Here is a 26,408-nt window from a genome sequence, read left to right on the forward strand (position 1 = left end):
CGCGGCCCAGCCCCCCGGCGCCGGCGAACCCGCCCGGAACCAGGCGCCGGTGGGCCCGGTCAGCTCACCGGACGGCGTCTCCAGTTCGGCCGCATTGCGTTCATCCGAGGTGAGGTCGACCACAGGGGGCCGGCCCGGGGTTCGCGGTGAAGTACGGGCTCAGCAACGGGCCCAGCGCGGTCGCCATCAACAGGTCACTCGGCTCGATGGCGCGCCGATCACCGTCGAACGGCACCCCCAGGGTGCTGACCGCGCCCGTGGCCGGGGACCTGACGACGATCTTCAGCATGTCGTCGATGCCGTGGTGGCGCAGGAACGTGTCGGAGAAGTCGCGCTCCGGCTCGGTCGCCCGCGGGCGGAGTCGTCCGAGCGTCGCCACACCATGGCGGGTCAGGCAGGCGATCCCGTCGCGCGAGGCGAAGGGGTTGCTCAGGCGCCAGCGTTCGACGTATTCCTCCACGAAGGCCGGCCGGAACATGGTGAGGTACTGTTCCTCGCCGGCGCCTCCCGGCGCCAGATACGCGGGGTTCTCGGCCACGAACGCGTCGATCCACCCGAGATGGACGGCCACGGCCTCGGCCAGCACCGGATAGAGCTCTCCCTGCCGAGCCCCGGCCACTTGCTCCAGCACCTTGATGAGCCTTCGGTATTGCAGCTGTTCCACGGATCCGCCATCGCACTCTGTTGATCGCTTCGGGGGAGCAGCCGGTACGGCGGGCTGCGGCGTTCTCGCCTGCTCAAGGATTCCGTAACGGGTGGCCGTTCATCCATCACTTGGCCAAGGAATCCTGTTCGAAGGCTCATGTCTCATGGCGCTCCCCGGTCGCGAGTGATGGCAGATCCGGCAAATACTCCAATCGGCGGAGCGCCCGCCGCGAGGGCCGGGCGCTCGAACCGCTCCGTCGTCAGGGACCCGCCGCCGCGCCGCACGCCGTGTCAGCGCGTACGCCTGGCGAGCAGGGCCAGCAGGACGGTCATGACGACGCCGAGCGCGGCGAGCGACACGCGGTCGGTGGTGGTCGCGCCGTTGGCGATCACCCCGAACGCGGTGTGCGCCACCAGCGCCCCGCCGGCCAGCGCCAGGCTGTGCCGGTCGCGCCATCCGCCGTGCGCCGTCCACCGGCGCAGCAGCAGCCCCGCCGCCACCGCCAGGAGCGCCGCCGCCGCCATCGGGACCGCCACCCAGCCGCCCCGCGTGAAGGCCGGGTGGTGGGCGCCGCCGAAGGGGAACAGCAGCCCGAGGTATCCGAACGCCGCCACCCCGGCCAGGCACGCGATGACCGGCGGCGCGGGGACAGTCCGGGGCGCGGCGGCCGTCCGGGGCGCGGCGGCCGGCGGGTTCGGCGGGCGGGGGAGGACCCGCAGCGCGAGCACCGCGAGCGCCGCGATCACCAGGACGAACGCCACCAGCGCCGCCGGCGGCGCCTGGTAGCCGGGGTCGACGAACGCCGTCGTCCACCGCAGCAGCAGGGCGCCCAGCACGAACACCACCGCCGCCACGACCAGCCCCGTGCGCCCGAGATAGGGCCGGTGGCGAAGGGCCGGGACGACGAGATCCACCAGCAGGATCGGCAGCGCCACGCTGAAGACCGCGTGGTAGGGGATGTTCAGCTCGGTGTAGGCGCTGTTGAGGCCGAGGACCCTGGGCGCCCAGCCGGCCACGCCGTAGAGGGTCGGGCTGGTGAGCGCCTGCAGCGCCAGCCCCTCCTCGACGATCCCGTACGCCGCCCCGAGCAGCAGGACGGCGTACCAGCCCCGGCCGGCGCGGCGTACCAGCTCGCGGATCAGGACGGTGCCGGCCCCGTAGATCGGCGTCCACAACAGCAGCAGCCACGCCTGGCGGAGCGGCGGATTGCCGAGCGTGAGCTCGGCGACGACCGGGGTGAGCCCGGCCAGCAGGAGCGCGGCCCACCGGCCGCGTGCTGGTGAGGTGACCATGCGCTCACGGTCTCCCGCGGCGGGCGGGGCGCGCTGCTGCCGTGGGGCCGGTCCGTGGCCCCTTCGGTCGCTACCGGGTGGTGACTTTGGTTGCCATGGCGGGGCGGCGATGGAGACCTTGGTTGCTTACCGGGCGGAAGGCCGGTGGATACGATCCGTGGTTGTGTTCGCAGCACAGGGTCACGCGGAGCAGGGCCGGGACGAGCGCCGAGGGGGCTCGGCGGCGGGTGGTGGCGACCCGGGTCGCGGGCGGTCGTGGCGTGACCGGGCGGCCGGTGGTGAGCCGAGTCCGGGGCGGTCGTGGCGTGATCGGCTGGCGGGTGGTGATTCTGGTCTGGGGCGGGCTCGGCGTGATCCGGCGGCGGGTGGTGAGCCGGGTCCAGGGCGGGCGCGGCGTGACTGGGTGGTCGGGGTCGGCGGCGTCGTGCCGGCCGTGGCCGGGGCCGTCGCGGTGGTCTGGGGCGACCTGGTCCCGGGGACGCCCGGCTGGTACCTGTGGGCCGACCTCGCCGGCGGGGTCCTGGCGTGTGCGGGGCTGTGGCTGTGCCGGCGGTGGCCGATCGCCGCCTCGCTGGCCGTCGTCGCGCTGTCCGTCCCGGCCGCGGCCGCGTCGGTGGCCGCGGGGATCGCCACGCTGGTCGCGGCGCTGTACCGGCGACCGCCGGCGGCCGTCGCGGTGGGGGTGGCGTGGGTGGCGGCGACGCTGGTCAGGTTCGCGCTGCGGCCCCCAGGGCTGGCGCCCTATCCGGTGTGGGCGCTGGTCGGCGTGCTGTTCGGCGGGGCGATCACCGGTTGGGGCATCCTGGCCAGGACCCGGCGGGAGCTGCTGGCGTCCCTGGCGGAACGGGCCCGCCGCGCCGAGGCCGACCAGCGGCTGCGCGCGGAGGAGGCGCGCCGCGCCGAACGCCTCGGCATCGCCCGCGAGATGCACGACGTGCTCGCCCACCGGCTGTCGCTGCTGGCGGTGCACGCCGGGGCGCTGGAGTTCAACGCCGGTGCCAGGCCGGACGAGGTCGCCGAGGCGGCCGGGGTCATCCGGGCCAGCGCCCACCAGGCCCTGCAGGAGCTGCGCGGCGTCATCTCCGTGCTTCGCGAGAGCCCGTCGGCCGAGTTCCCGCTGACCGGGCTCGCGCCGCTGGTGGAGGAGTCGCGACGGGCCGGGATGCGCATCGAGCTGCGCGAGCACGACGTCCGATTCGCCGACCTGCCGGAGGCGACCCGGCGCACCGCGTACCGCGTCGTGCAGGAGGGGCTGACCAACGCACGCAAGCACGCGCCCGGCCGGCCCGTCACCGTCGTGGTGTCCGGCGCGGCCGGTGGCGAGCTGACGGTCGAGGTGCGCAACCCGCTCCTCGCCGGGCGGGAGGCGGAGGGACTGGCCGAGACCGGGGCCGGGGCGGGGCTGGCCGGGCTGGAGGAGCGGGTCACGCTGGCGGGCGGGAACCTGGAGCTGGGACCCGCCGACGGGGGCTGGTTCCGGCTGGCGGCGCGGCTACCATGGCCACGTGAGCGGCCCGATGAGTGAGCCGGTGAGCGAGGCGGTGGGCGAGCCGATGGGTGAGCCGGTCAGTGGGTCCGCAGGGTCCACTGGGTCCGCGGGGACGCCCGGGGGTGCGTCCGCCGCGATCCGGGTTCTCATCGTGGACGACGATCCGCTCGTCCGCGCCGGGCTGACGCTGATGCTCAAGGGCGCGCCCACCCTCCAGGTCGTGGGCGCGGTGGCCGACGGCGCGCAGGTCCAGGCCGCGGTCGCCGAGCACGCCCCCGACGTGGTGCTCATGGACATCCGGATGCCCGGCGTCGACGGCATCGACGCGACCCGCAGGCTGCGCGCCCGCAGGGACGCGCCCGAGGTCATCATCCTGACCACGTTCGACGCCGACGAGCACGTGTTCCGGGCGCTGCGCGCGGGTGCCGGCGGGTTCCTGCTGAAGGACACCTCGCCCGAGGGGATCGTCGAGGCGATCCGGCGCGTCGCCGCCGGCGAGCCCAGCCTGTCGCCGAGCGTCACCCGGCGGCTGATCGCCCACCTGATGCCCGAGGAGGACGACCGGCGGCGGGCCGACGCGCGGCGGGTGCTGTCGGCGCTGAGCGAGCGCGAACGGGAGGTGGCGCTCGCGGTCGGCCAGGGCAAGACCAACGCCGTCATCGCGGGTGAGCTGCACATGAGCGTGGGCACGGTCAAGGGCTACATCTCCCGCATCCTCACCAAGGCGGGCCTGGACAACCGCGTCCAGCTCGCCCTGGTGGTCCACGACGCCGCCCAGGACGGCCGGCCGTAGTCCAGGAACAGGGTGTCGTGCCCGCCCCGTTCGAGCTCGGCCTCCCGCTCGGCGCCCCGGCGGAGGCGGTGGAGCCACGCGCGCACCCAGTGGATGATCTCGCCGACGCGTTCTCGGCCGGGTCACGATATGCCGGGTGGAAGGTCGTTGATGAGATCCAGCCCCGCTGTGGTTCTCGGGAGGGCCGCATCCTCCAGAACACGGCTGTCGCCGCGTCGCCTGCGCTCCCTCGTCGCCGGAAACCGAGCGAAGGGCATGTCCGGCGTGTTCGCGATGTCTCTCATGCGTCTCGGGTTGAGTATCGACAGTGAAGAGTAGCCGGTGTCCACCAGGCCGTCGCGGCGCCAATGCCCGAGAACACGGGCGACCGAGGAGTCGCTGGCGCCCACCCACGCGGCCAGATCCGCCTGCGACAACGGAGGAGCGAGCGCGTTGCGGTCCTTCAGTGTCCGCTCGCCGAATCGATAGAGCAGGTGGAGCAGGAGGCGGGCGAGACGTACCTCTACATCGAGTCGGGCGGCGGCGCGCAATTGCACGACGAAGTGCAGATGTTCGCTCTGCAGTACTCCGATGAGTCGCGTGACATTGGGCAGATCCCCGAGCACCACGGGGACGATCTCACCGGCCACCTCAAGAATGTGGCCGCGGGAAAGGACGCGTCGCTCGATTCCCGTCAGCTCTCCCAACCAGTGAGGGGCGTCCGGATGCGTCGCGTGGATGGCACTGCAGAGGTCGCCGGGGCCGGCTATGTCGATGATGCCGCGAGCCGCGGCCGAGCGGCCGGTCTGCAGGCGGATCCAGCAGCCGGACATCAGGACCGTCATGCTGCAGCCTTCGGGAACGGCCAGCGTGTCGCCTGCGTAGACGCGTCTCCTGGACCCGAGGCGTTCGAGGGCCTCGCGTTCCAGAGGGGAAAGGCGGTTCCAGAAGTTGAGCTGTCCTGCTCCTCGAAGGGGTAGTGGTTCCATGGGCCGGCCGATCATGCCCCGTAGAGGGCGTAAAGGATCGGGGGGATGGCCCCGAGCGCGAGCGCGAGCGCCAATAGTGCGCGTACGAGCGCTTTGGGCGCGGATTGGGCGAGTTTGATGGCGGCGTAGCTCACGACGCACACAATGGCGATCGCTACTGCGGCGCAGATGCCTGTTATGTACAGATTTTGCATCTCGGATCCAATTGCCTCATGTGCCAAGCATGTTGGGTATGCCGGGTTGGTAGGGGTCCGGCGCCGTGCATGACCTTAGAGGCAACGCCGTGTTCTGTGCCAGTGGCGGACAATCACTCACGGAATTGCGTGGGAACCGTGCTTTTCACCTGCGGGAGCGCCAATATTCTGCTTCATGTGACAGGGTTCGCGGAGCAATAAAGCACTCCCATGGGAGGAGCCTTCCTGCTTGGAGGAGAAGGAAACTCTCCTGAGCATTCCGTGTCGTAGTAAGGTTCAGATTGCGCGCTGATGTCTCATGCCTCTTTGCCAAGCATGTTGGGCTTTCAGTTTGCGACGGGGTGAGGATGCGGGGGTGGTAGCCCGCGTCCTCACCCCTTACTCCGCCGCCGGAGCGCCGGGCTCGGCGGCCGGTCTTCATTCGCCGCCGGTGCGGGCCAGTGACTCGGCGGCGTGGCGCCAGATCTCGGCGGCCAGGTCGAAGTTGGCCCGCTCCTGCGCCCGCTGGGCCAGCGCGCGCAGCCCCCGCATGCCTTCGTCCTGCCTGCCGTCCAGCAGCAGGAGCTGGTTGCGCAGCACGTCCAGGCGGACCTGTTCCTGGTAGGCCAGGTGGTCGTGGGCGTCGGCGAGCCGGTCGAGCAGGGCGCGGGCCTCGTCGGTGCGCCCGGTGTGGAAGGCCAGGCGCGCGCGCAGCGCGAGCAGCTCCTGCTCGACCGTGGGAGTGCCGGCGAACGGCAGGCACGCCTCGACCTCCTCGATGCGGCGTCGCGCGGGTTCGGTCTCGGGCGGGGTGCAGTTGAGGTGGAGGCGGGCGGCGACGACGCGCAGCCGTACCCACATGGCCGGGTCGAGGCGGCCCTGGAGCTGCTCCAGCGCGTCGCTGACCAGCTTCAGCGCCACCTGGGGCTCGCCCTGCCGGAGCCGGACGCCGGCCACGGTCCACACCGCCTCCGCCAGGAGCCTGCCGGCGGGCAGGGCCGCGACCAGGGCGAGGAGCTCGTCGGCGTGCTGCCGCGCCTCCGCCATGCGGCCCGCCTCGGCCAGCGCGGACACCAGCGCCAGGAGGGTGTCGGCCACGATGCGGGGCGACAGGCCCTCGTCGCTCGCCAGGCGGTAGGCGCTGAACGCCGTCTCGACCGCGGCCGGCACCTCGCCCGCCGCGCGCTGCGCGCGCGCCAGCCGGGCCCGGGCGCGGGCCCGCAGCTCGGGCAGGCCCAGCTCGTCGGCGAGCGTCACCAGCTCGTCCAGGCAGGCGCGCTCCTCGTCGTGCTCCTCGTTGTGACGCCGCCATTCGGCGACTTGCCACAGCGCTTGCCAACGCAGCAGGGGGTCCTCGCCACCCGCCGTACGCAGGGCGCGGGCCAGCGGCTCGCCCGCCTCGTCCACGTCGAGGCCGGCGGTGGAGGCCAGGCTGCGGGCCAGTGACCAGTCCGGCTGTTCGGCCAGGTCCTCCGGGGCGACGCCGAGCTGGCGGGCCAGGTGGGCCACGGCGTCGTCGGTCGGGGGACGGGCCCCGGACTCCAGGCGGGAGAGGTAGCCGGTGGACATGCCCTCGCCCGCGAGCTCGGCCTGGGTCAGGCCGCGCTCGGTCCTGAGCTGTTTGAGCCGTCGGCCGAAGGCCGGCTGCGTCAGCATCTGTCGTCTCCTTGCCAGGTCGGAGCGCGGGCCGCGCGGCCCTCCGCCGCAGCTCATGTTAGCCACCCCGATACCCGGCTGGCAAACAGTTGCCAAGGGCTTTGGCGGGTCTGGCGAGGCTGGTCCGACCCTCCCTGGCAATCGCTGAGGAAAGCTGTTGCCAATCGCTTGGCAAGACTGTTACGGTTTTTGGCATGACGAACTCACGGCGACTCGCCAACCGCACCGTCCTGATCTCCGGCGCCAGCGTGGCCGGCCCCGCCCTGGCCTTCTGGCTGCGCCGCCACGGCTTCACCCCCACCGTCGTCGAACTGGCCCCGGAGCTGCGCGAGGGCGGCTACAAGGTCGACCTGCGCGGCGTGGCCATGCAGGTCGTCGAGCGGATGGGCATGCTGGACGCCGTCCGGCGGTCGAGCACCGCCATCCGGGGCGGCTCGTGGGTCGCCAGGAGTGGCAAGCCGCTGGCAACCCTCGGCCCCGACCTCATCGGCATGCGCGCCCCCGGCGACGACGAGGTGATGCGCGGCGACCTCGCCCGGCTCCTCCACGAGGCGACGCGTGACAGCTGCGAATACCTGTTCGGCGACACCATCACCGGCCTCCACGAGGGCCCCGACGGGGTGGACGTCACCTTCCGCCACGCCCCGCCCCGCCGCTTCGACCTCGTCATCGGCGCCGACGGCCTGCACTCGACCGTGCGCCGCCTGGTGTTCGGCCCGGAGGAGCGCCACGTCCACCCCCTCGGGATGCACGCGGCCGTCTTCACCGTCCCCAACCACCTCGGACTCGACCACTGGGAGCTGCTCTATCCGACGCCCGGCAAGGTGGTGAACGTCTACGCCACCCGGCCCGACACCGCGAAGGCGCAGTTCGTCTTCCCCAGCCCGGCCGTCCTGCCCGGCCGCTACGACCGGGCCGCCCAGCAGCGGATCCTGGCCGAGGCGTTCGCGGGCGTCGGATGGGAGAGCGAGACCCTGCTGCGCGCCATGCCCCACTCGCCCGACTTCTACTTCACGCCGGTCAGCCAGGTCCGCATGGACCACTGGTCCGCCGGCCGGGTCGTGCTGGTCGGCGACGCCGCCTACAGCCCGTCCCCGCTGTCCGGGCAGGGCACCAGCCTCGCGCTGGTGGGTGCGTACGTGCTGGCCGGTGAGCTGAGCGCGGCGGCGGGCGACCACCGTGCGGCCTACGCCGGATACCGGGAGGCGATGCGCTCGTACGTGGACGTGAACGTGGCGCTCGGCGCGAGCAACGCCGCGCAGATGGTCGCGGGCAGCCCGATGCAGATCAAGATGCAGACCACGATGATGCGGCTGGTCAACCGCCTGCCGTGGAAGGACCTGGCGATGCGGCCGATCATGAAGCCGCTCAACGAGGCCGCCAACGCGCTCACGCTCGCCGCGTACTGAGGGGTGTGCCGACGATGGCGCGCGCGGGGGCCGGCCGGGAGGCCGGCTACCGGGTGGGCGCCTGCGCGAGCGACAGGCTGTTGCCGTCCGGGTCGAGGATCTCCACGTGGCGCACGCCGTTGCCGTACGTCTCCACCGGCTCGTGCCCGATGCCGTGTGCGGCCAGCCGGGCCAGGATGTCGTCGAGGTCGGACACGCCGAGCGTGATCATGGTGCCGCCCACCCGGGCGGCCCGCATGTGCCGGTCGTCGACGACGACCCACGCGTTCTCACCGACCTGCCACAGGTGCTCCTCGCCGATGACCTCGTCCGCCGGCCGCCCGAAGAAGACTTCGTACCACTTCCGCGATGTCGCCCGGTCACGTACGCACACGACGCTGTACAGGTCCACCGGAGCCGCTCCTTCCCGTCGTTCCGGAAGTGAGACCCCTCTCGCTTCCGGAACTCATCGGCGGCCGGACGCGGCACCGGCCCGCTCACCGGACCGGCTGGCCGCCACCCAGCAGGTTCCCCTCGCTGTCGCGGAACCAGGCGCCGCGCTCGCCCCGCGCGTCCTTGCTCGGGTAGTTCCCCTCGATCTCCGCGATCCCGTCGCGGGTCGGGAATCCCGGTGCGTCGACCTCCTCGAACACCACCCCGCGCCGCCTGAGCTCCGACACGACGGCCTCGATGTCGTCCACCTCCCACGCCATCTGGGTGAACGTGTCGGGCGAGGATCCCGTCGACCGGAACACCACGAACTCCGCGCCCCCGCACCGGTACAGCAGCCCGCCGGGCCGTTCCTCGACCGGCTCCAGGCCGAGCCGCTCGGAGGAGAAGCGCCGCGCCCGGCCCAGGCGCCGCGGCGGGCCTGCCCGAAAGCCTTCCGGCGCTTTCGGCCGATAATGCTGGGATGATCGACAACCAGATGCCGGAGCCGCGCGCCCTGCTGCGCCGCCCCGAGGACGGCGAGCTGATCGACGTGGCCGGAGTGGCGCACTTCTTCCGGCTGACGGGCGAGCACACGGAAGGCCGCTTCGCGTTCGAGGAGTTCACCCTGGAAGGGGGCACGATCGGGGCCCGCCCGCACGTGCACCACGGCCACGACGAGTACTTCTACGTCCTGCGGGGCGAGCTGACCCTGCACAACGGCGACGGCGAGGTGACGGTCGGCCCCGGGAACCTGCTCGCCGCCGTCCGCGGGACCCCGCACGGCTTCCGCAACGCCGGCACCGAGCCGGTCCAGGCCCTGTGCCTGTACACGCCGGCCGGGTACGAGGGCTACTTCCGCGAGGTGCACGCCGCCGTGGCGGCCGGCGCCGAAGTGACCGACGAGCTCCTGGCGGAGTTCCGTGCCCGCCACCGCACGACCTCCTACTAGACACCGGGCCAGGGGCGTCCGGCGGGACGCCCCCAGGGGTTGTGCGCGGTTTCGCGGACATCCGCGGTCCCGGCCGAATACGGTGGCCCGTGGACGACCGGCCACGCCCGTAGACCCCCGGAGCTTCACCATGCGCACCGCAGCGGCAATCCTCTCCTTCGTCCTCGCCGTCACGATCCTGCCCGCGGGCTCAGCCGCGTCCGCCGCGTCGGAGTCCGCCGCTTCCGCTGCTTCCACCTCGGCCGCGGTCGCCGCCACGTCGCTGCCGGGAGGCAAGGCCACCTTCGTCGTCTCGCAGGGCCACCTGAAGGCCGCGTCCCAGCAGAACTGGGTGCGCCTGGGCACCTACCGCTTCGCCGCGAACGGCACGGTCAGCGCCGCCATGTACCTGTGGTGGCAGCGTCATCCCACGGCCAGGCAGCGCACCGGCACCGTCCCCGACCCGAGCTGCACCACCAGGGCGGGCGGCAGGCAGTCGCGACCCCGCGCCTGCGAGGTGCTGACCGCAGGTGGCTTCACCGGCGCCCCCGGCGAGAGCCGGACCGGGGCGTACACCGTCGCGGGCAACGTGCTCACCATCCGGTGGAACATCGCCCAGCAGTGGACGGAGCAGTGGTACGTGCGGACCTCGTCCGACGGCAAGCTGGCCCGCCTGGACCTCAAGCAGAGCACGCTGGCCACCAACGGCTACGGCTACGGCAGCAACGCCGCGATCGACACCCGGCGCGCGATGAGCTCGGTGCGGGCGTTCCCCGGCTCGCTCAGGCAGGACCTCACGAGCTGGGCGAGCGGCAGGCTCGTCACCTCCGGCGACCAGCCGTTCGGCCACTCCTCCTTCCGCGCCTGCGCCGCCACCACCTCGTGCCTGACGTACCTGCAGCCGTCCTCGCGCGGCGCGTGCCAGAAGTCCGGCGGCTGCCCCCGCTACGGCGGCGGGACGCGGGCGAACATCAGCTCCATCCAGTACTACCTCACGATGATCTCCAAGACCGACCGGCGGGACACCCTGTGGCACTGGTGCACCTGCCTGGCGATGGAGCGCCACGAGTTCTGCTACACCGGCAACTCCCACGTCAAGCCGCTCATGCAGATCATCGACGACACGGGCGCGTTCCGTGGCTGGGTCGGCGTGGAGGCGTCCTTCTCGACCGGCTCGCGGGCGACGGACATGCTCGCGGTGCTGCGCATCTCCGACTTCCGCTGATCTGACCTCCGCTGATCCGACCTCCGCTGAGCGGCCGGGCGCCGGTGGCGGCGGTCACCGCCGCGGGGCCGGCCGGCCCCGCCGCCAGACGGAGACCACGGCGGCGAGCCCGGCGAGGCAGGGCAGCAGCGTCAGCGTCCCGTAGGCGTACGGCACGATGACGTCGTAGTGGTCGCCGCCCAGGCCGAGGTCGGTCAGCGCCACGAGGGCGCCGGCGGCGAAGGCGGCGGTGGTGGCGGCGCGGCCCCAGCGCCTGCCGGTGGTGACCGCCCAGGTCGTCAGCAGCCACAGGAGCGTCCCCACCGCGCCGGTGGCGACGAGGTAGATCGCGATCGCGTCGCGATCGGCCTCCACCAGGTTCGGGGGCCAGCCGGGGTACGCGTCGCGGACGTGGCCGGACAGCGTGTCGACGGTGGCGATGTCCAGCAGCGGCGCGAGCGTGGCGAGGACCGTCAGCGCGAGCCCGACGTACATCGCGGTGGGGCGCCTGGCGTGCGTCGAGGAGGGACGGCCGGCGGTTGTGGTCATGGCATGCTCCTTTTAAATCTACGTCGTAGGTTTCGCTCGGCACGGTATATTCTACGGCGTAGGTTTGCAAGGGAGGAGTGGACGTGGCCAGACGCACGCGCGGCACCTCGGCGGGGCTCGACCGCGAGCGCATCGCCGCCGCCGCCGTCGCGCTCGTCGACCGGGACGGCCTGGAGCGCTTCGGGGTCCGGCGGCTCGCGGAGGAGCTCGGGGTGGACCCGATGTCGATCTACCACCACATCAGGGGCAAGGCGGCGCTGCTGGACGCGGTGTCCGAGGCCGTGCTCGCCGAGGTGGCGGCCGACGCGGGCGAGGCGTCGTCCGGCTGGGAGGAGGTCGCCCGCCGCACGGCGCACGGCTACCGGGACATGGCCTACCGGCACCCCAAGGTGTTCCCGCTGCTGACCACCCGCGCCCAGACCTCGCCGGTGGCCCTCGCCGCCCTGGAGCGGCTCTTCGCCGCGATGCGCGCGGCCGGGCTGCCCGACCAGGTGGTCGCGGACGCGCCGATGGTGCTGTTCAGCTTCCTCAACGGGCACCTGCTGGCACGCACCGGCGGCGGTCCCGACGGGCCCGGTCCCATGCCACCCCTCGACGCCGGGGCGCACCCGACGATGGCCGCCCTGGCGCCGCTGCTCGCCGACTTCGGGTCCGCGGCGGAGTTCGACCGGATGCTCGACGTCGTACTCCAGGGCATCCGGGACCGGGCCGCCCGCGAGGAGACCCCGTGAACGAACGACCACCGGCAGAACGACAGGGAGACACAGTGCGGGACATCGGCATCATCGGCGTCGGCGAGATCGGCCGGGCCATCGTGGACGGCCTGTGCGACGGCGTCGAGGACCCGCCGCGGATCCACCTCTCGCCGCGCGGCGCCCGGACGGCCGCGGAGCTGTCCGAGCGCCACGAGGGAGTGCGGGTGTGCGCCGGCAACCAGGAGGTGGTGGACAGCTCCGAGATCGTGGTCATCGCCGTACGCCGCCAGGACCGGCACGAGGCGCTGGCCGGCCTGAAGGTGGACGACGGCAGGATCGTGGTCAACGTGATGGCCGGCGTCGGCAACGACGACCTGCGCCGGACGCTGGCCACCGACGCCCCGCTGGTACGGGCCATCCCCCTGCCCGCCGTGCGCGAACGCCGCTCGGTCACGGTGACGTACCCGTCGCACCCGGCCGTGGACTCGCTCTTCGAGCGGCTGGGCGGGACGCTCCCGGTCGCGGACGAGGCGGCCTTCGACGTCTTCTCCGCGCTGACGGGAACGCTGACCACCCACTACGCGTACCTCGCCACGCTCACCTCGTGGGCCGCCGGCCACGGCATCCCGCCCGAGGCCGCGGAGACCTATGTGCGCGGCCTCTTCCAGGGCGTCGGCCGCTCCCTGGGCGACGGGACGCGTTCCCTGCGGCGGCTGGCGGCCGATCACGAGACCCCGAACGGCAGCAACGAACGCATCCGCACCACGTGGTTCGACCGGGCCAACTCCGAGGCCCTGACCAGGGCGCTCGACGCCCTCCTCGCCGATCTCGCGTAGCCGGGCCGGCGAGGCGGGCGCCGGTGCCCGGCTCAGGCGGCCGGGGTCGCGGGGGTGTGTCCGTGCGCCTCCACCGAGAGGGCCTGCCAGTCGGCCCAGGTCGTGAGCCGGTCGGCGTAGACCTGGCGGACGATGTCGTGCCCCTGGGTGCCGAAGAACACGCGCAGGGGCGGGTTGGCGGAGTCGGCGATCCGGAGGAGCGCCCGGCCCGCGGCGGCCGGGTCCCCGACGTCGAGCGTCCCGGCGAACGCGGCGAAGCTCTCCCGCAGGCCGTCGTAGTGCGGGTCGGCCTCGGCCCGGACGACGGCGGCGTTCACGCCCGTGGCGTAGGAGCCGGGCTCGACCAGGGTCACCTTGACGCCGAAACCGGCGACCTCCTGGGCGAGTGACTCGCTCAGCCCTTCGAGGGCCCACTTGGAGGCGTGGTATCCGCCGCCGAGCGGCATCGCGGTGACGCCGCCGACCGAGGATATCTGGATGATGTGGCCGCCGCCCTGCTCGCGCAGGTGCGGCAGCGCGGCCTGGACGACCCACACCGTGCCGAACAGGTTGGTCTCCAACTGGTCGCGCAGGTCGCGCTCGCTCAGCTCCTCGACCGCGCCGAACAGGCCGTAGCCCGCGTTGTTCACGACGACGTCGAGCCGGCCGAAGCGCTCCCTGGCCCGCCGCACGCTCGCGAAGACCGCGGCCCTGTCGGTCACGTCCAGCTCCAGCGCGAGCACCGCGTCACCGTAGGAGGCGACCAGCTCGTCCAGGCTCGCGGTGTCGCGGGCGGTCGCGGCCACCCGGTCGCCGCGGGACAGGGCGGCCTCGACGAAGCTGCGCCCCAGGCCGCGGGACGAACCGGTGACGAACCAGACCTTGCTCATGATGTGCTTCCCTTCGCTCTCCAGACGCGCATGTCTGTCTCCGCCACCCGGGACGAGACAGCCCGCCCGCCTGTGACATGCGACCCGTGTCACACGGCGCCGAGGAGCGGGAGCCACACCTCGTCCACGATCTCGACGATCGACTCGTCCGGCACCGCGCGCATCGTCGTGAGCAGCTCATGGCGCAGCAGGTCGAACGGCAGGTTCACCACGCGGGGCGAGCGGGCCACGTCGGGCAGCTCGCCGCGCCCGACCGCTTGGGCGACGATCGTCTCGAACGCGGTCGCCCGCCCCGGCGGGAGAAGGGTGTCGCGCAGCTCGCCGAAGCTGCTGCCGGCGTCGCGGAAGTAGTCCGCGAGCTGCACGGTCAGCAACGTGATCGTGGGCGCGCGGTCGGCGTTGGCGTTGCGCAGGAAACCGATCGCGTCGTCGCGGAGGCTGCCGGTGTCGGGCACCGCGATCGGCCGCCAGAACCGGGTGAGGGTGGCCAGCAGCAGGTCGTCGCGCCGCGGCCAGCGCCGGTAGAGCACCGGGCGGCTCGTGCCGGCGCGGGCGGCGACCGCCTCGAAGGTGAAGCCGTGGTAGCCGTGCTCGACCAGCACGTCCCACGCGGCGTCGAGGATCGCGTCCTGGAGTCCGGGACCGCGCCGACGGGATGCGCCGCGTTTTAGATTCACTTGCGTATCTTATCGCGCTGATCTACGGTGGCCGCCATTAGATACGGCTGTGTACCTTAAGGATGCGTCAATGACGTTCGACGTCGTCATCGTCGGCGGTGGACCCACCGGCCTGTTCCTGGCCTGCGAGCTGCGCCTCGCGGGCGTCCGCCCTCTTGTGCTGGAACGGCGACCGGACCCCGACCCGGCCGACAAGGCGCACGGCCTCACCGGCCAGGTCGTGCGGTTGCTGGACAACCGCGGCCTCTTCGAGCGCTGCGGGGGACGCGGGGTTCCGGCGCCCGCGCCCGGGTTCTTCTTCGGCGGGATGCCGCTGCCGCTGCACGTGCTGGGCGCGGACAACCCGATGCACCTCCTGCCGGTCAACCAGCGTGATCTCGAACGGGTGCTCCACGAGCGGGCGGCGGAACTCGGCGCGGACGTCCGGCACGGCTGGGACGTGCTGTCCTTCGGCCAGTCCGACGACCAGGTCGACGTCGTGGTCCGCGCGGCGGACGGGACGGAGACGACGGTGACGACCCGGTATCTCGTCGGCTGCGACGGCGCCCGCAGTCTGGTCCGCAAGCAGGCGGGGATCGCATTCCCCGGCGACGGCGACGACGGCGTCGTGGACCGCTCGGCCCTGATCGGGCCGAGCGACAGCATCCGGCCGGTGCCGGGGGGACGGGTCGTGATCGACGGTCTCGGTGAGATCCCGGCGCACTTCCACCGCACCGACAGGGGGGTCTTCACGCTCCTCGCGCACGACCCGGAACGGCCGCTGGTCAACACGGCCGAATGGGAGGACGACCCCGCGGGCGACTTCCCGGGGCCGGGCGCGCCGATGACGTTGGCCGAGATGGGGGACAGCGTCGAACGGGTCCTCGGCGTGCGCCTGCCCCTGACCGCGCCGCCCGAGGGCGCGCCCACCATGCTGCGCCGCCTGTGCGGCCGCACCTTCCGGCTCGCCGACCGCTACCGCGCCGCGCGCGTCCTCATCGCCGGGGACGCCGCGCACGTGAGCCACGGGCCGACCCTGAACCTGGCGCTGCAGGACGCCGCCAACCTCGCCTGGAAACTCGCCGCCACCCTGCGCGGGCAGGCCCCGGAAGGTCTGCTGGACAGCTACGAGAGCGAGCGCCGCGCGAGCGGCGAACGCGTGCTCATGCACACCCGGGCCGCGAGCGCGCTCATGGCGCCCGGAGGCGGCGTCACCGCACTGCGCCTGCTCTTCGCGGAGCTCCTCGGCAGCGCCGAGAACCTGCGCGCGGTGGCGGCCCTGATGGCGGGCGCCGACGTCCGCTACGACATGGGGGAGGAGCATCCCGCCGCGCCCACCGGCTGGTTCGTGCCGCCCCTCGACCTGATCACCGGCGACGGACGCGCCCGGCGTCTCGCCGAGCTCCTGCGCGACGCGCGCCCCCTGCTCCTCGACCTGACCGGCGGGAACGACCTCGCCGTCGCCGCGGAGCCCTGGGCCGACCGGGTACGCCGCGTGGCCGCGACGGCCGACGACGCCCCGGCGCCCGCGTTGCTCGTCCGGCCCGACGGCTACGTCGCCTGGGCGGGTGAGGACCCCGACGGCCTGAAGGCGGCCCTCACCCGCTGGTTCACCCCGGAGCGGACGTCCTCGGGCTGACCGCCGGCCAGGGCGACCTCCTCTGGACGGTCGTCACCCGCGACTCCGGCGCGTGGTTGGACTCTTCCCTCGTGGGAGGGTCCACCATGAGGGGCATGACCAAGGTGAAGGACATCGACGCCCGCGGTACGCAGCACTGCGAGACGTCGGCACTGGGAGTGCTGCTGCGGCACCAGGGGCTGGACCTGTCCGAGCCCATGCTCTTCGGCCTCGGCTCCGGTCTGTCCTTCGTCTACTGGGACAGCAAGGGCATGGACTTCCCGTTCCTCGGGGGACGGGTCAAGCCGTTCGAGCTCACCGAGAACCTGGCCGCCAGGCTCCGGCTGGAGCTCGTGGTGCGGGAGACCGGCTCGCCCCGCAAGGCGTGGGAGAACGTGGCGGCCGTCATCGACGCCGGCCACCCCGTCGGGCTGCAGCTCGACAGCTACCACCTCGACTACTTCGGGTCGAAGGTGCGCTTCGGCGGTCATGTCGTCGCCATGTACGGCTACGACGACCACGACGCCTACCTGGTGGACACCGACCAGCAAGGCGGCGCGGTGTCCACGAGCCTGGCCGGCCTCGCCGAGGCCCGCGCCGCGCGCGGCCCGATGACCGCCAGGCACCGCTCGTTCACCCTCACCGTCCCGGGGAGCATGCCCACCCCGCGGGAGCGGATCGTCCCCGCCATCACCGCCTGCGCCGACGCCTTCCTCGACCCGCCCATCGCCAACCTGGGCCACCGCGGCATCGCCAAGGCCGGCAAGCTGGTGCCCACCTGGCTCCAGCGGGCCGGCGACCCGCTGCGGGCCCTCCCGCAGGCCGCCCTGCTGATGGAGCGGGGCGGCACCGGCGGCGCCCTGTTCCGCAACCTCTACCGCGACTTCCTCGCCGAGTGCGCCGGGCTGCTCGACAGCGGCCACCTGCGCACCGGCCACCGGCTGTACGCCGAGGCGGCCGCGATGTGGACCGAGGTCGCGGCGCTGATCGCCGAAGCCGGCGAGTCGGGCGACGCGCGGTGCCTCGAACAGGCGGGCGCCGTCCTGTGCGACCTCTCCCGCGTCGAGCGCGAGGCCATGCTGGCGCTGAGCCGCCTCGGGAGCGAGACTCCCGGTACCGGGGCTTGAGCCGCCTCGGGAGCGAAGCCCCCGGCGCCGGGGCCTGAGCCGCCTGGGGAGCGAGTCACCCGGGCGCGCTCCGACGCTCCGGCCCGGACCGGCGGGCCCGCTACGCGACCGAGTGGCGGACGACGCCGGTGTAGGTGCCGGCCACGGCCTGGGCGGGGACGTCGATGACGATCGTCGGGTTCCAGGTGGCGGAGTTGTTGCCCGAGCCGGTGGTCTTGGAGAAGGCGATGCGGGTCTGGTCGAGCACCACGGAGGAGGCGGCGTTGGCCTGGCCGGGGACGAAGGTGCCGGTGCCGGTGGTGGCGGTGGCCGGGCCGGACCAGTAGCTGACGCGGGAGTTGGCGATGGTCTCGGCGGCGCTGCCGCCGCCGGTGGTGAAGTCGGTCGCGACCACCTGCGCCACCCAGGTGGCGGTGACCGCGGCCCGCTGGTCGGAGACCGTGATCGAGCCGAGCTGGCCGCTGATGGTGCCGCCCGGGCTGCCGGTGCCGACGCTGAGCGGCCCGTTCGGCACCGTGATCTGCAGCCCCGCCCCGGCGCTGACGGTGAAGGTCACCGTGGTGTTGCAGTTGACCGAGGCCGCGCAGGTGTCGGCGCGGGCGGGCACGGCGGTCGCCGTGGCCGCGAACGCGACGGCCAGCGCCGTCGCCACGCCGCGGCGGCGGATGTGGGACATGACCGGAACTCCTACAGGCTGCCGGGGGCTCATCGTCAGTGATCGCATCGTGGACGCCGGACGGCGGGAACACCGCGCCCGCCGCGCGACATGAGGGCGCCGTTTGCCGTGATCTGTCATGTCTTGGCGTGAGCGGCGGTTTGCCGGGTGTGCCCGCGATCCGGAGCCGGGTGTGCCCGCGATCCGGAGCCGGGTCACCTTCGGGCGGCGCGGACGGTCAGGCGGCCGTAGGTGAGTTCTCCGGTGACCCGGACGTGGAGCGTGTCCGGGCGGGGGCGGCCCGGCGCCTTGCAGGCCACGCGGCCCCACGCGGTGCGCACGCCGTCGGTGTTCGCGCTCGCCCCCGCGGGCAGGATGATCACCGCGCCGCCGTAGGTGAGCCGGAGCTCGATGTCCACCCGCCCGTACGGGACGTGGGCCCGGGACAGGTCGAGCCGGGCTCCGCCGTACTCGGAGTCGACGATCAGCCGGCGCGGGACCTGCCAGTCGCCCGCCCGCGTGACGCGCCCGCCGGTGGTGGTGAGCCGGACCACCTCGTCCGGCAGGTCGGCGACCACCGGCTCCAGGTCGCGGGCGGAGGTGGCGGTGAGCGCGCGTTCGAGCCGCCGCTCCAGCTCGGCGGGGTCGAGCCGGCCGTCCGCGTACGCCTGCTGGACCAGCTCGACCGCCCGCTCGCGGTCCACGTCGGGAAGGGCGTTCATCGGCTGACGGCCCTCTGGTACAGCCGCGTGGCCAGCGGCACGAACACGACCAGCAGCAGGAGCGACCACAACAGCGACACCGGCACCGCGTGCCGCAGCGGCCAGGCGGCGGGCACGGGCAGGGCCGGGCTGGTGTTGCCGAACAGCTCGCGCGCGGCCTGGACGAGCGTGGAGACCGGGTTCCATTCCGCGACCGCCTTCAGCGGCCCCGGCAGGCGCGAGCTGTCGACGAACGCGTTGGACAGGAAGACCAGCGGGAACGACAGGATGGTCGCGAGGTTGTTGAAGACCTCGGGCGTGCGCAGGGCCAGCGCGACCGTGGCCGTCACCCAGGAGAAGGCGTAGGCGAACAGCAGCAGCATCAGGAACCCCAGGGCGGCCTCGGCCGGGGAGGAGCGGACGCGCCACCCGGCGAGCAGCCCCACGAGTGCCATGGTGACGATGCTGGTCACGTTCATGATCACGTCGCTGACGGTCTGGCCGGTCAGCACCGCCGAGGGCGACATCGGCAGGGTGCGGAACCGGTCGAAGACGCCCTTCTGGAGGTCCTGCGTCAGCGTGTAGCCGGTGATCTGCGCGCTGGTGACGATCGTCATGACGAAGATGCCGGGCAGCAGGTACTCCCCGTACGACATGCCGGGCAGGCTGATCATGCTGCCGAAGACGTAGGTGAACAGCAGCACGAACACGATCGGGAGCATGACCACGCCGCCCAGCAGGTCGGGGGCCCGGCGGATCTTCAGGGCGTTGCGCCTGGCGATCGTCATGCCGTCGGCGACGGCGAGCTGCACGGCGTTCATCGGACGCTCTCCTCGGTCTTCTCGTCGGCCTGGTGTCCCGTGAGGCTCAGGAACACGTCGTCCAGGGTCGGCCGGCGCAGGCCGGCGTCGCGTACGGTGATCCGCTCGGCGGCCAGGCGGCCGAGCGCGCGGGTGAGCGCGGCCACGCCGTCGGCGACCGGGATCGTCACCTGGAGGGCGGCGGCGTCGATCCGCAGGTCGCCGGCCGCGAGCGGCGCCAGCGTCCGGGCGGCGTCCTCCAGGCCCGCCGCGTCGGCCAGCGAGAGCTCGACGCGCTCGCCGCCGACCTGGTGCTTCAGCTCGTCGGCGGTGCCGAGCGCGATCACGCGCCCGTGGTCGACCACCGCGATGCGGTCGGCCAGCCGGTCGGCCTCCTCCAGGTACTGGGTGGTGAGCAGCACGGTGGTGCCCTCCGCGACGAGCTCGGCGATGACGTCCCACAGGCCGATCCGGGCGCGCGGGTCGAGCCCGGTGGTCGGCTCGTCGAGGAACAGCACGGGCGGGGCGGCGACCAGCGCGCCGGCCAGGTCGAGCCGGCGTCGCATGCCGCCGGAGTAGCCCTGCACGGGGCGGTCGGCCGCTTCGGTGAGGTCGAAGCGCTCCAGTAACGCGCGGGCGCGCCGGCGGCTGTGGCCGGCGCCGAGGTGGTAGAGGCGGCCGACCATCTCCAGGTTCTCGGCGCCGGTGAGGTGGTCGTCCACGGCGGCGTACTGGCCGGAGACGCCGATGTGGGCGCGCAGCCGGGCGGCGTCGCGGACGACGTCGAACCCGGCGACCGTGGCGTGCCCGGCGTCCGGCCGGAGCAGCGTGGTGAGGATGCGCACCGTGGTGGTCTTGCCGGCGCCGTTCGGGCCGAGCAGTCCGAGCACCGTCCCCTCCGGGACGGCCAGCTCCATCCCGTCGAGGGCCGCCACCTCGCCGTACTTCTTGACCAGCCCCTCGGCTGTGATCGCGTCAGGCATGACCATCTCCTCGGTCGTCGGGAACGGGTGTTCAGGAACGGTGGATGGCGATGTCGCCGTACGTGGTGTGGGCCCGCACCTCGACGGTCCGGTCCGTCTGGGCGGGGGCGTCGGCGGGGGAGAGGGAGACGTCCACGGTGCCGTGCGTGGAGCTCACGTCCAGCCAGGCGGCGGTGCCCTCGCGGACGCCGAGCTCCAGGCCGCCGCCGGTGGTCTCCATGACGACCGAGCCGGACGTCACCTCGCCGATCTCCACGCTGCCGTACGACGTCCGGGCGGTGACGCCGGCCCCGGCCCGGTCGACGGTGACGTGGCCGTGGGCGCTGTTGAGCCGCAGCTCGCCGGTCACCTCGCCGATGCGGACGTCGCCGTGAGAGGTCCTGACCGCGGCGGTCCCGTCGATCTCGCCGATGCGGATGTCGCCGTGGGTCGTGGTGACCTCGGCGGGCCCGGACGCGTGGCTGACCGAGATCTCGCCGTGGGTGCTCTTCAGCCGGAGCCGGCCGGCCCGCTCGATCCGGACGTCGCCGTAGGACGAGGTGAACGACACCTCGCCGAGCGGCCCCCGGCAGCGCAGGTCGGCCGCGGACCTGGCGTCGACGCTGGAGCCGGCCGGCAGGCCGATCGTCACGTCGATCGAGCCCGGGCCGTGCAGCAGCGAACGCGCCCAGTCGGCGGGCGACTCCACGAGCTTGTCGAGCGACAGTCCCCAGCCGGAGCCGGGGCCGGCCTGGTCCTTGCCGGCCCGCACCAGGAGCCGGCCGTCGGCGTACTCGACGTGCGTGTGCCGGGCCGCCCGCACGTCGGCGTCGTTGTGCTCGTCGCTCGGGCGGACCTCGACGACGGTGTCGGCGCGGTCGCCCGCGTCGATCCTGATGGTGGCGCTCGCCAGGTCGAGGACGGCGACGATGGGGTCGGGGGTGTCGAAGGTCGGCATTGCGGTTCCCCTGTCGTGGGTCGGCGTGGTCATCAGCGCACCCAGCCGCTGTAGCGGTTGCCGCTCTGCCGGGTCCGGGGCGGGCCGGAGCGGCGGGCGGCGTCGCCGGGGTCGAGCGCGGCGGAGACGGCGCGGACCAGCCAGGCGTTGACCGACAGGCCGTCGCGGGCGGCCGCCTCCTCGATGCGCGGCTTGAGGTGCTCGGGGACGCGGAGCGAGATCCGGGACGTCCCGCCCTCGTCGGCGTCCGGGGGCGGGGGCGGGGCGGGCGGCCCGATCTCGCCTTCGTCGGCGAAGGGACGGGCGCTCGGCGGCGGGGTCACGACGAAGGCGGGCTCGCGCCCGCGCAGCCGCACCTCGACCGAGCCGGGCGCGAGGTCGTGGGTGATCTCGTCGGCGGCGGCCGAGAGGGCCTCCAGCAGCGCCAGCCGGGTGGCCGACTCCAGCGTGGCGGCCAGGCGTTCGGCCAGCGCCCGGGCCTCCTCGCCGCCCGCCCCGGCGGCGATCGCGAGCTCGCGGCGGAGGTGATCGACATACGGCGAAAGATCCATGGCGTCATAGTGACACCACTTTGACGTCATTACAACCGTCTTCATGCACTGGCTTGACGTCATGTGGCGTCACTGCGGGTCGGGCTTCCGGTCGGGCGCGTGCGAAGGCGTGCCTCGCCTCCCGCCGGGTAGCCGACGCGGACACGGAGGAGGCGCTGCCATGACGGCCCACGAGACGGCTTTGGAGACGACCGACCAGACGGACGTCATCGAACTCCTGCTGGCCCAGCACAGCATGATCAGAGACCTGTTCGACGAGGTCGAGAAGGCGCCCGCCGACCGGCGGGCGGAGGCGCGCGCCCGCGTCGTCATCCGCCGGGCCATGGGCAAGAAGCCCCGACGTCCATGACTCGACGCGACGATTCGGCTCGCCACCAGGCCCCGCCCCCTCCGCGGGTCGCCTGGCCGGTGATGTATCACCGCTGGTCGCAGATCACGTTCCTGCACTGGCGCTACCCGGTCGAGGCGGTGCGGGCGCTGGTGCCGGAGTCGCTGACGGTCGAGACGTTCGACGGGACGGCCTGGGTGGGACTGACGCCGTTCCGCATGGACGACGTGCGGACGCCGGGCCTTCCCACGCTGCCGTGGCTGTCAAGCTTCCCGGAGACGAACTGCCGCACCTACGTGCGCGACGAGCGCGGCCGGCCCGGCGTCTGGTTCCTGTCGCTGGACGCCGGAAGGCTGGCGGCCGCGATGGGCGGGCGGGCCGGCTTCTGGCTGCCGTACTTCTGGTCCGACATGTCGGTGCGCACCGAGGGCGACCGCAGGCGGTACCGGTGCCGCAGGCGGTGGCCGGGACCGGACGGGGTGCGGTGCGACGTGGACGTGCGCGTCGGCCCGGCGCTGGCCGAGGCGGAGGACGACGAGCTGGCGCACTTCCTGACCGCCCGCTACCGGCTGTTCAGCGTCGTGGCGGGACGGACGGCCGCCGCCGAGGTCGAGCATCCCGTCTGGCCGCTGCGGCACGCGGAGCTGACCGGCCTGGACCAGAACGTGCTCCAGACCGCCGGCCTGCCGGCGCCGGCCGGCGACCCGGTCCTGCACGCCTCGCCGGGAGTGCCGGTGCGCGTCGGCATGTGGAGCTGGTGACGCGGCCCCTCGCTGAAAGTTTCAGCCTTCCCGGCGTGTTCTCCCAGCTCGCGCCCACCTCCGCTTGACCGCCCGGCGTCCCGCGGGGAGGTTCGTTCGGGTGCGGGACGTCACGGACAGGGGGGGCGCGTGTACAGCTTCACGCTCCCGGCGGCCTGCGACCCGCGGTGCGGCGCGGCGTACACCAAGGTGAGCTACACCACCTCGAACGGCTCCACCCCCGCCCCGACCCCCGCCCCGACCCCCACCCCGACCCCCACTCCGACGCAGACCGCCACCCCCACGCCGACGGGCGGCACCGGCGTCTCCTGCGGCGTGACCTACCAGGTCGCCAACGCCTGGCAGGGCGGTTTCACCGCCGACGTCACCGTGCGCAACACCGGGACCACCACCTGGAACAACTGGGCGCTCACGTGGACGGCGCCGGCCGGTGTGACCCTCACCAACGCCTGGAACTCCACCATCACGCCGTCGGGCGGCACCTGGACGGTCAAGGCGCCGAGCTGGGCCACGAGCCTGGCGCCGGGCGCGTCGGCCGCCTTCGGCTTCCAGGCCGGCGGCCCGTCCACGCCCGGCCCGTCCGGCATCACCTGCACGTAGGGGCGGGTGCTCAGCGCGTGGTCATGAGGGTCAGGCTCTCGTCCTTCACGGACGTCGCGACGCCACGGGTGACGCGGTAGTCGGCGAGGCCGGGCCCGTCCCCGCCGATGATCTCCTGAGCCGCGAGGCGGCCGAGCTCGGGCGCGAGGTTGACCCCGCTGTGGGTGACCAGGTGGTACAGGCCGGGGACGCCGGGGTGCGTGCCCGCCAGCGGCAGGCCGTCCGCCGGGACGGGCCGGACGCCGAGGCGGACGCCCGCCAGCCGGGCGGCGCGCAGCGCGGGAAGGACGCGCTGGCCGCCGGCGTGCAGTCGCCCCGCCAGGGCGTCGTCGTCCTGGCCCGCCAGCAGCGCGTCGACCGGCCAGGAGATGGAGCAGATCCGGTCGCCGGGGGCGGGCCGCAGGTCCACCTCGGGCGTGGCCAGGATGGCGCCGAGCCGGAGGCCCGGGATCGGGGTGCTCTCCCCGACCAGCCCGGGGATCCGGGTCATGGGCAGGTCGGTGCCGGCGAGCGCCGCGACGCGGTCGGCGTCCGGGCCGGTGCAGTTGACCACCCAGTCGGCCTCCCAGCGCCGCGTGCCGGTCTCGACGCCGGTGACGGCGTCGCCGTCGCGGATCAGCGCGTGCGCCCGCAGACCGTACCTGATGTCGGCGCCGAGCTCGGCGGCCCGGTCGAGCAGGCGCTGGACGAACAGCGGGGCGTCGTACCACGCGCTCTGGTCGTGGACCACGAGCTCGTCGGCCGTGCACGCCGCGGGATCGACGTCGGGGGCCAGCTCGCGCAGCTCGGACGGGTCGGCGATGCGGCAGGGGTGACCCCAGGCCATCAGGCGGACCGCGCGCTCCCTGAGCCCCCGCCGGCTCTCCTCGCTGTCGCCCCACTGGATGGCGGGCATGGGGTGCCGCCACGACGGGCCCCCGAGCTCCTCGGCCAGCGTGGCGTGCAGGGCGGCGCTGGCGCGGTTCAGCTCGTAGTAGGCGCGCGGGGTCTTCAGATGGGTGACGTCCATGGAGAAGGTCGCGCTGGAGGTGCCGGCGGCGGGGCCGCCGGCCTCGATGACGACGACCTGGGCCCCGGCGACGGCCAGGTGGTAGGCGACGGAGGCGCCGAGCACTCCGGCGCCGAGGACGATGACGCGGGACACGTGGGTATCCACCCTTCGGGGTCAGAGAACCTTGCTGAGGAAGGCCCGGGTGCGCTCGTGCCGGGGGTCGCCGAGCACGGAGGCCGGCGGGCCGGATTCCACGACGACGCCGTCGTCCATGAAGACGATGGTGTCGCACACCTCGCGGGCGAATCCCATCTCGTGCGTGACGATGATCATGGTCATGCCGTCGGCGCGCACGAGGTCGCGCATGACGTCCAGGACCTCGCCCACGAGCTCGGGGTCGAGGGCCGAGGTCGGCTCGTCGAACAGCATGAGGCCGGGCCGCATCGCCAGGGCGCGGGCGATGGCGACGCGCTGCTGCTGGCCGCCGGAGAGCTGGTCGGGACGGCTGTGCGCCTTGTCGGCCAGGCCCACCCGGGCCAGCAGGGCGTGGGCGCGCTCGCGCACCTCGGCCTTCGGCTCCTTCTTGACCATGACCGGCGCCATCATGACGTTCTCGAGCGCGGTCATGTGGGGGAAGAGGTTGAAGCGCTGGAAGACCATCCCGATGTCCACCCGCTGGGCGGCGATGGCCCGGTCGGGCAGCTCGTACGCCTTGCCGCCGCGCTCCTCGTAGCCGATCAGGCGGTCGCGGAAGTAGAGGCGGCCGGCGTCGATGCGTTCGAGGTGGTTGACGCAGCGCAGGAAGGTGGACTTGCCCGACCCGGACGGGCCGATCAGCGCCAGCACCTCCCCTTCGGCGAGCTCCAGGTCGATGCCTTTGAGCACGTCGAGCGTCCCGTAACGCTTGTGCACGCCTTCCGCGCGGACGAGGGTCGTCATCTGCTGAACCTGCGTTCGATGTAGTGCTGACCGGCGTTCATGACGGTCGTGGCCACGAGGTACCAGAAGCACGCCACGGTGAGCAGGGGGACCTGCTGGAAGTTCCTGGAGTAGATGCCCTGGATCGAGGTCAGGAGCTCCGGTACGGCGATGGCGAAGACGAGGGAGGTGGTCTTGAGCATGGAGACCACCTGGTTGCCCGTCGGCGGGATGATGACCCGCATGGCCTGCGGAAGGACGATCTTCCGCAGGGTCTGGGCGCGGGTCAGCCCCAGGGCGTGGGCCGCCTCCGTCTGGCCGGGGTCGACGGAGGCGATGCCGGCCCGCACGATCTCGCCCATGTAGGCCGCCTCGTGCAGGCCGAGCCCCAGCACCGCCGCGGTGAGCTGGGTGATGATCATGTTGGTGTCGAACTGCACGAACGTGGGGCCCCAGGGCACGCCCAGCCCGATCGTCGGCACCACCGCGGACAGGAAGTACCAGAACAGCAACTGCACCAGCAGCGGCACGCCGCGGAAGACCCAGATGTAGAACCCGCTCAGCGACGACAGCAGGGGGTTGGGCGACATGCGCAGCACGGCCAGGACCACGCCGCCCGCGATGCCGACGACCATGGCGAGCAGCGTGAGCAGCAGCGTGGTGCCGACCCCGCTCAGGACCGCCGGGGAGAAGAGGTACTCGCCGACCACCTCCCACTGCATGCGCGGGTTGGCCACCCAGCCCTGCACCAGGAAGATCACCACGAAGCCGAGCACGCCCGCGCCCACCCAGCGCCCCGGATGGCGCAGCGGCACGGCCTGGATCTCCGCCCGGGCGGCGGGGCGCGCCGTCTGCTGGCTCACG

At 73.2% G+C, this 26,408-nt stretch carries 30 protein-coding genes; 12 read left to right on the forward strand and 18 right to left on the reverse strand.

What is annotated here, in order from left to right:
- Positions 1-100: 100 nt before the first annotated feature.
- The gene (locus tag HD595_RS27145) at positions 101-664 is read right to left on the reverse strand and encodes a hypothetical protein (protein WP_253773758.1); all 564 of its coding nucleotides are present in this window, start codon (positions 662-664) and stop codon (positions 101-103) included.
- Positions 665-936: 272 nt separating this feature from the next.
- Positions 937-1,938 carry a hypothetical protein gene (locus HD595_RS27150; protein WP_253773760.1) on the reverse strand — a complete coding sequence of 334 codons (1,002 nt, stop codon included), beginning with the start codon at positions 1,936-1,938 and terminating at the stop codon, positions 937-939.
- A gap of 403 nt (positions 1,939-2,341) precedes the next feature.
- Here HD595_RS27150 and HD595_RS27155 point away from each other — a divergent pair, with 403 nt between their 5' ends.
- Both HD595_RS27155 and HD595_RS27160 read left to right on the forward strand, forming a co-directional pair.
- Positions 2,342-3,463 (forward strand): sensor histidine kinase, encoded by a 1,122-nt coding sequence (locus HD595_RS27155; protein WP_253773762.1) that lies wholly within the window; start codon positions 2,342-2,344, stop codon positions 3,461-3,463.
- 115 nt (positions 3,464-3,578) lie between these two features.
- Positions 3,579-4,220: a response regulator gene (locus tag HD595_RS27160; RefSeq protein ID WP_308211242.1), complete on the forward strand. Its 642-nt coding sequence runs from the start codon at positions 3,579-3,581 to the stop codon at positions 4,218-4,220.
- A 122-nt stretch (positions 4,221-4,342) separates the two neighbouring features.
- On the opposite strand, the gene HD595_RS27165 is transcribed toward HD595_RS27160, so the two are convergent.
- Both HD595_RS27165 and HD595_RS27170 read right to left on the reverse strand, forming a co-directional pair.
- A complete protein-coding gene (locus HD595_RS27165) occupies positions 4,343-5,044 on the reverse strand; it encodes a helix-turn-helix domain-containing protein (RefSeq protein ID WP_253773764.1) in 702 nt (233 codons plus the stop codon).
- A 755-nt stretch (positions 5,045-5,799) separates the two neighbouring features.
- Positions 5,800-7,017: a helix-turn-helix domain-containing protein gene (locus HD595_RS27170; protein WP_253773765.1), complete on the reverse strand. Its 1,218-nt coding sequence runs from the start codon at positions 7,015-7,017 to the stop codon at positions 5,800-5,802.
- Between the two features lie 194 nt (positions 7,018-7,211).
- On the opposite strand from HD595_RS27170, the gene HD595_RS27175 reads away from it, so the two are divergent.
- The gene (locus tag HD595_RS27175) at positions 7,212-8,426 is read left to right on the forward strand and encodes an FAD-dependent monooxygenase (protein ID WP_253773767.1); all 1,215 of its coding nucleotides are present in this window, start codon (positions 7,212-7,214) and stop codon (positions 8,424-8,426) included.
- Positions 8,427-8,472: 46 nt separating this feature from the next.
- Here HD595_RS27175 and HD595_RS27180 read toward each other — a convergent pair whose 3' ends face one another.
- Entirely contained in the window at positions 8,473-8,817 is a 345-nt protein-coding gene (locus HD595_RS27180; RefSeq protein ID WP_253773769.1) for a VOC family protein, read from the reverse strand.
- 85 nt (positions 8,818-8,902) lie between these two features.
- Complete coding sequence (locus HD595_RS27185) at positions 8,903-9,160, reverse strand: VOC family protein (protein ID WP_253773772.1); 258 nt, start codon at positions 9,158-9,160, stop codon at positions 8,903-8,905.
- 158 nt (positions 9,161-9,318) lie between these two features.
- On the opposite strand from HD595_RS27185, the gene HD595_RS27190 reads away from it, so the two are divergent.
- Together HD595_RS27190 and HD595_RS27195 are read left to right on the forward strand one after the other, a co-directional pair.
- Complete coding sequence (locus HD595_RS27190) at positions 9,319-9,786, forward strand: cupin domain-containing protein (RefSeq protein ID WP_253773774.1); 468 nt, start codon at positions 9,319-9,321, stop codon at positions 9,784-9,786.
- A gap of 130 nt (positions 9,787-9,916) precedes the next feature.
- Positions 9,917-10,990: a hypothetical protein gene (locus HD595_RS27195; RefSeq protein ID WP_253773776.1), complete on the forward strand. Its 1,074-nt coding sequence runs from the start codon at positions 9,917-9,919 to the stop codon at positions 10,988-10,990.
- Positions 10,991-11,044: 54 nt separating this feature from the next.
- Here the strand turns inward: HD595_RS27195 and HD595_RS27200 are convergent, their stop codons facing one another.
- Entirely contained in the window at positions 11,045-11,518 is a 474-nt protein-coding gene (locus HD595_RS27200) for a hypothetical protein (RefSeq protein ID WP_253773778.1), read from the reverse strand.
- An 83-nt stretch (positions 11,519-11,601) separates the two neighbouring features.
- Here HD595_RS27200 and HD595_RS27205 point away from each other — a divergent pair, with 83 nt between their 5' ends.
- Positions 11,602-12,249: a TetR/AcrR family transcriptional regulator gene (locus HD595_RS27205; RefSeq protein ID WP_253773780.1), complete on the forward strand. Its 648-nt coding sequence runs from the start codon at positions 11,602-11,604 to the stop codon at positions 12,247-12,249.
- Between the two features lie 35 nt (positions 12,250-12,284).
- Entirely contained in the window at positions 12,285-13,049 is a 765-nt protein-coding gene (locus tag HD595_RS27210) for an NAD(P)-binding domain-containing protein (protein ID WP_253773782.1), read from the forward strand.
- Between the two features lie 32 nt (positions 13,050-13,081).
- On the opposite strand, the gene HD595_RS27215 is transcribed toward HD595_RS27210, so the two are convergent.
- Positions 13,082-13,918: an SDR family NAD(P)-dependent oxidoreductase gene (locus HD595_RS27215; protein WP_253773784.1), complete on the reverse strand. Its 837-nt coding sequence runs from the start codon at positions 13,916-13,918 to the stop codon at positions 13,082-13,084.
- Between the two features lie 89 nt (positions 13,919-14,007).
- Positions 14,008-14,595, reverse strand: a complete 588-nt coding sequence (locus tag HD595_RS27220) for a TetR/AcrR family transcriptional regulator (RefSeq protein WP_253773786.1) — start codon at positions 14,593-14,595, stop codon at positions 14,008-14,010.
- A 70-nt stretch (positions 14,596-14,665) separates the two neighbouring features.
- On the opposite strand from HD595_RS27220, the gene HD595_RS27225 reads away from it, so the two are divergent.
- Together HD595_RS27225 and HD595_RS27230 are read left to right on the forward strand one after the other, a co-directional pair.
- Positions 14,666-16,213 (forward strand): FAD-dependent monooxygenase, encoded by a 1,548-nt coding sequence (locus tag HD595_RS27225; protein ID WP_253773788.1) that lies wholly within the window; start codon positions 14,666-14,668, stop codon positions 16,211-16,213.
- Between the two features lie 95 nt (positions 16,214-16,308).
- Entirely contained in the window at positions 16,309-17,319 is a 1,011-nt protein-coding gene (locus HD595_RS27230; protein WP_253773790.1) for a BtrH N-terminal domain-containing protein, read from the forward strand.
- Positions 17,320-17,419: 100 nt separating this feature from the next.
- On the opposite strand, the gene HD595_RS27235 is transcribed toward HD595_RS27230, so the two are convergent.
- The 6 genes from HD595_RS27235 to HD595_RS27260 form a co-directional block, all read right to left on the reverse strand.
- A complete protein-coding gene (locus HD595_RS27235) occupies positions 17,420-17,995 on the reverse strand; it encodes a hypothetical protein (RefSeq protein ID WP_253773792.1) in 576 nt (191 codons plus the stop codon).
- 194 nt (positions 17,996-18,189) lie between these two features.
- Positions 18,190-18,696 carry a DUF1707 SHOCT-like domain-containing protein gene (locus HD595_RS27240; protein WP_253773794.1) on the reverse strand — a complete coding sequence of 169 codons (507 nt, stop codon included), beginning with the start codon at positions 18,694-18,696 and terminating at the stop codon, positions 18,190-18,192.
- Positions 18,693-19,496, reverse strand: coding sequence for an ABC transporter permease (locus tag HD595_RS27245; protein WP_253773796.1), 804 nt, complete (start codon positions 19,494-19,496; stop codon positions 18,693-18,695). Before HD595_RS27245 ends, HD595_RS27240 begins: the two co-directional genes overlap by 4 nt.
- A complete protein-coding gene (locus tag HD595_RS27250; RefSeq protein ID WP_253773798.1) occupies positions 19,493-20,458 on the reverse strand; it encodes an ATP-binding cassette domain-containing protein in 966 nt (321 codons plus the stop codon). Before HD595_RS27250 ends, HD595_RS27245 begins: the two co-directional genes overlap by 4 nt.
- Positions 20,459-20,489: 31 nt before the next feature.
- The gene (locus HD595_RS27255; RefSeq protein ID WP_253773800.1) at positions 20,490-21,395 is read right to left on the reverse strand and encodes a DUF4097 family beta strand repeat-containing protein; all 906 of its coding nucleotides are present in this window, start codon (positions 21,393-21,395) and stop codon (positions 20,490-20,492) included.
- Between the two features lie 32 nt (positions 21,396-21,427).
- Entirely contained in the window at positions 21,428-21,946 is a 519-nt protein-coding gene (locus HD595_RS27260; RefSeq protein ID WP_253773802.1) for a toxin-antitoxin system HicB family antitoxin, read from the reverse strand.
- Between the two features lie 160 nt (positions 21,947-22,106).
- Here HD595_RS27260 and HD595_RS27265 point away from each other — a divergent pair, with 160 nt between their 5' ends.
- The 3 genes from HD595_RS27265 (at position 22,107) to HD595_RS27275 (ending at position 23,635) form a co-directional block, all read left to right on the forward strand.
- Complete coding sequence (locus HD595_RS27265; RefSeq protein ID WP_253773804.1) at positions 22,107-22,295, forward strand: hypothetical protein; 189 nt, start codon at positions 22,107-22,109, stop codon at positions 22,293-22,295.
- On the forward strand, positions 22,292-23,035 hold the full coding sequence (locus tag HD595_RS27270; RefSeq protein ID WP_253773806.1) for a YqjF family protein: 744 nt from the start codon (positions 22,292-22,294) through the stop codon (positions 23,033-23,035). The genes HD595_RS27265 and HD595_RS27270 overlap by 4 nt, the downstream gene beginning before the upstream one ends.
- 129 nt (positions 23,036-23,164) lie before the next feature.
- Positions 23,165-23,635 carry a cellulose binding domain-containing protein gene (locus HD595_RS27275; RefSeq protein WP_253773808.1) on the forward strand — a complete coding sequence of 157 codons (471 nt, stop codon included), beginning with the start codon at positions 23,165-23,167 and terminating at the stop codon, positions 23,633-23,635.
- A gap of 10 nt (positions 23,636-23,645) precedes the next feature.
- On the opposite strand, the gene HD595_RS27280 is transcribed toward HD595_RS27275, so the two are convergent.
- From HD595_RS27280 to HD595_RS27290, 3 genes are read right to left on the reverse strand one after another with little or no spacing between them, the layout of a single operon-like run.
- Positions 23,646-24,779 (reverse strand): NAD(P)/FAD-dependent oxidoreductase, encoded by a 1,134-nt coding sequence (locus HD595_RS27280; protein WP_253773810.1) that lies wholly within the window; start codon positions 24,777-24,779, stop codon positions 23,646-23,648.
- Positions 24,780-24,800: 21 nt separating this feature from the next.
- Entirely contained in the window at positions 24,801-25,565 is a 765-nt protein-coding gene (locus HD595_RS27285) for an amino acid ABC transporter ATP-binding protein (protein WP_253773812.1), read from the reverse strand.
- Complete coding sequence (locus HD595_RS27290) at positions 25,562-26,407, reverse strand: amino acid ABC transporter permease (RefSeq protein ID WP_253773814.1); 846 nt, start codon at positions 26,405-26,407, stop codon at positions 25,562-25,564. The genes HD595_RS27285 and HD595_RS27290 overlap by 4 nt, the downstream gene beginning before the upstream one ends.
- Position 26,408: the final 1 nt, after the last annotated feature.

It is taken from the genome of Nonomuraea roseoviolacea subsp. carminata (assembly GCF_024172185.1).
Taxonomy (GTDB): Bacteria; Actinomycetota; Actinomycetes; order Streptosporangiales; family Streptosporangiaceae; genus Nonomuraea; species Nonomuraea roseoviolacea.

Excerpts from the sequence above, each read along its gene's own strand:
- HD595_RS27150 (WP_253773760.1), bottom strand. The coding sequence starts at position 1,938 with ATGGTCACCTCACCAGCACGCGGCCGGTGGGCCGCGCTCCTGCTGGCC.
- HD595_RS27165 (WP_253773764.1), bottom strand. The coding sequence starts at position 5,044 with ATGACGGTCCTGATGTCCGGCTGCTGGATCCGCCTGCAGACCGGCCGC.
- HD595_RS27170 (WP_253773765.1), bottom strand. The coding sequence starts at position 7,017 with ATGCTGACGCAGCCGGCCTTCGGCCGACGGCTCAAACAGCTCAGGACC.
- HD595_RS27175 (WP_253773767.1), top strand. The coding sequence starts at position 7,212 with ATGACGAACTCACGGCGACTCGCCAACCGCACCGTCCTGATCTCCGGC.
- HD595_RS27190 (WP_253773774.1), top strand. The coding sequence starts at position 9,319 with ATGATCGACAACCAGATGCCGGAGCCGCGCGCCCTGCTGCGCCGCCCC.
- HD595_RS27195 (WP_253773776.1), top strand. The coding sequence starts at position 9,917 with ATGCGCACCGCAGCGGCAATCCTCTCCTTCGTCCTCGCCGTCACGATC.
- HD595_RS27200 (WP_253773778.1), bottom strand. The coding sequence starts at position 11,518 with ATGACCACAACCGCCGGCCGTCCCTCCTCGACGCACGCCAGGCGCCCC.
- HD595_RS27215 (WP_253773784.1), bottom strand. The coding sequence starts at position 13,918 with ATGAGCAAGGTCTGGTTCGTCACCGGTTCGTCCCGCGGCCTGGGGCGC.
- HD595_RS27225 (WP_253773788.1), top strand. The coding sequence starts at position 14,666 with ATGACGTTCGACGTCGTCATCGTCGGCGGTGGACCCACCGGCCTGTTC.
- HD595_RS27230 (WP_253773790.1), top strand. The coding sequence starts at position 16,309 with ATGACCAAGGTGAAGGACATCGACGCCCGCGGTACGCAGCACTGCGAG.
- HD595_RS27235 (WP_253773792.1), bottom strand. The coding sequence starts at position 17,995 with ATGTCCCACATCCGCCGCCGCGGCGTGGCGACGGCGCTGGCCGTCGCG.
- HD595_RS27240 (WP_253773794.1), bottom strand. The coding sequence starts at position 18,696 with ATGAACGCCCTTCCCGACGTGGACCGCGAGCGGGCGGTCGAGCTGGTC.
- HD595_RS27245 (WP_253773796.1), bottom strand. The coding sequence starts at position 19,496 with ATGAACGCCGTGCAGCTCGCCGTCGCCGACGGCATGACGATCGCCAGG.
- HD595_RS27250 (WP_253773798.1), bottom strand. The coding sequence starts at position 20,458 with ATGCCTGACGCGATCACAGCCGAGGGGCTGGTCAAGAAGTACGGCGAG.
- HD595_RS27255 (WP_253773800.1), bottom strand. The coding sequence starts at position 21,395 with ATGCCGACCTTCGACACCCCCGACCCCATCGTCGCCGTCCTCGACCTG.
- HD595_RS27260 (WP_253773802.1), bottom strand. The coding sequence starts at position 21,946 with ATGGATCTTTCGCCGTATGTCGATCACCTCCGCCGCGAGCTCGCGATC.
- HD595_RS27265 (WP_253773804.1), top strand. The coding sequence starts at position 22,107 with ATGACGGCCCACGAGACGGCTTTGGAGACGACCGACCAGACGGACGTC.
- HD595_RS27270 (WP_253773806.1), top strand. The coding sequence starts at position 22,292 with ATGACTCGACGCGACGATTCGGCTCGCCACCAGGCCCCGCCCCCTCCG.
- HD595_RS27285 (WP_253773812.1), bottom strand. The coding sequence starts at position 25,565 with ATGACGACCCTCGTCCGCGCGGAAGGCGTGCACAAGCGTTACGGGACG.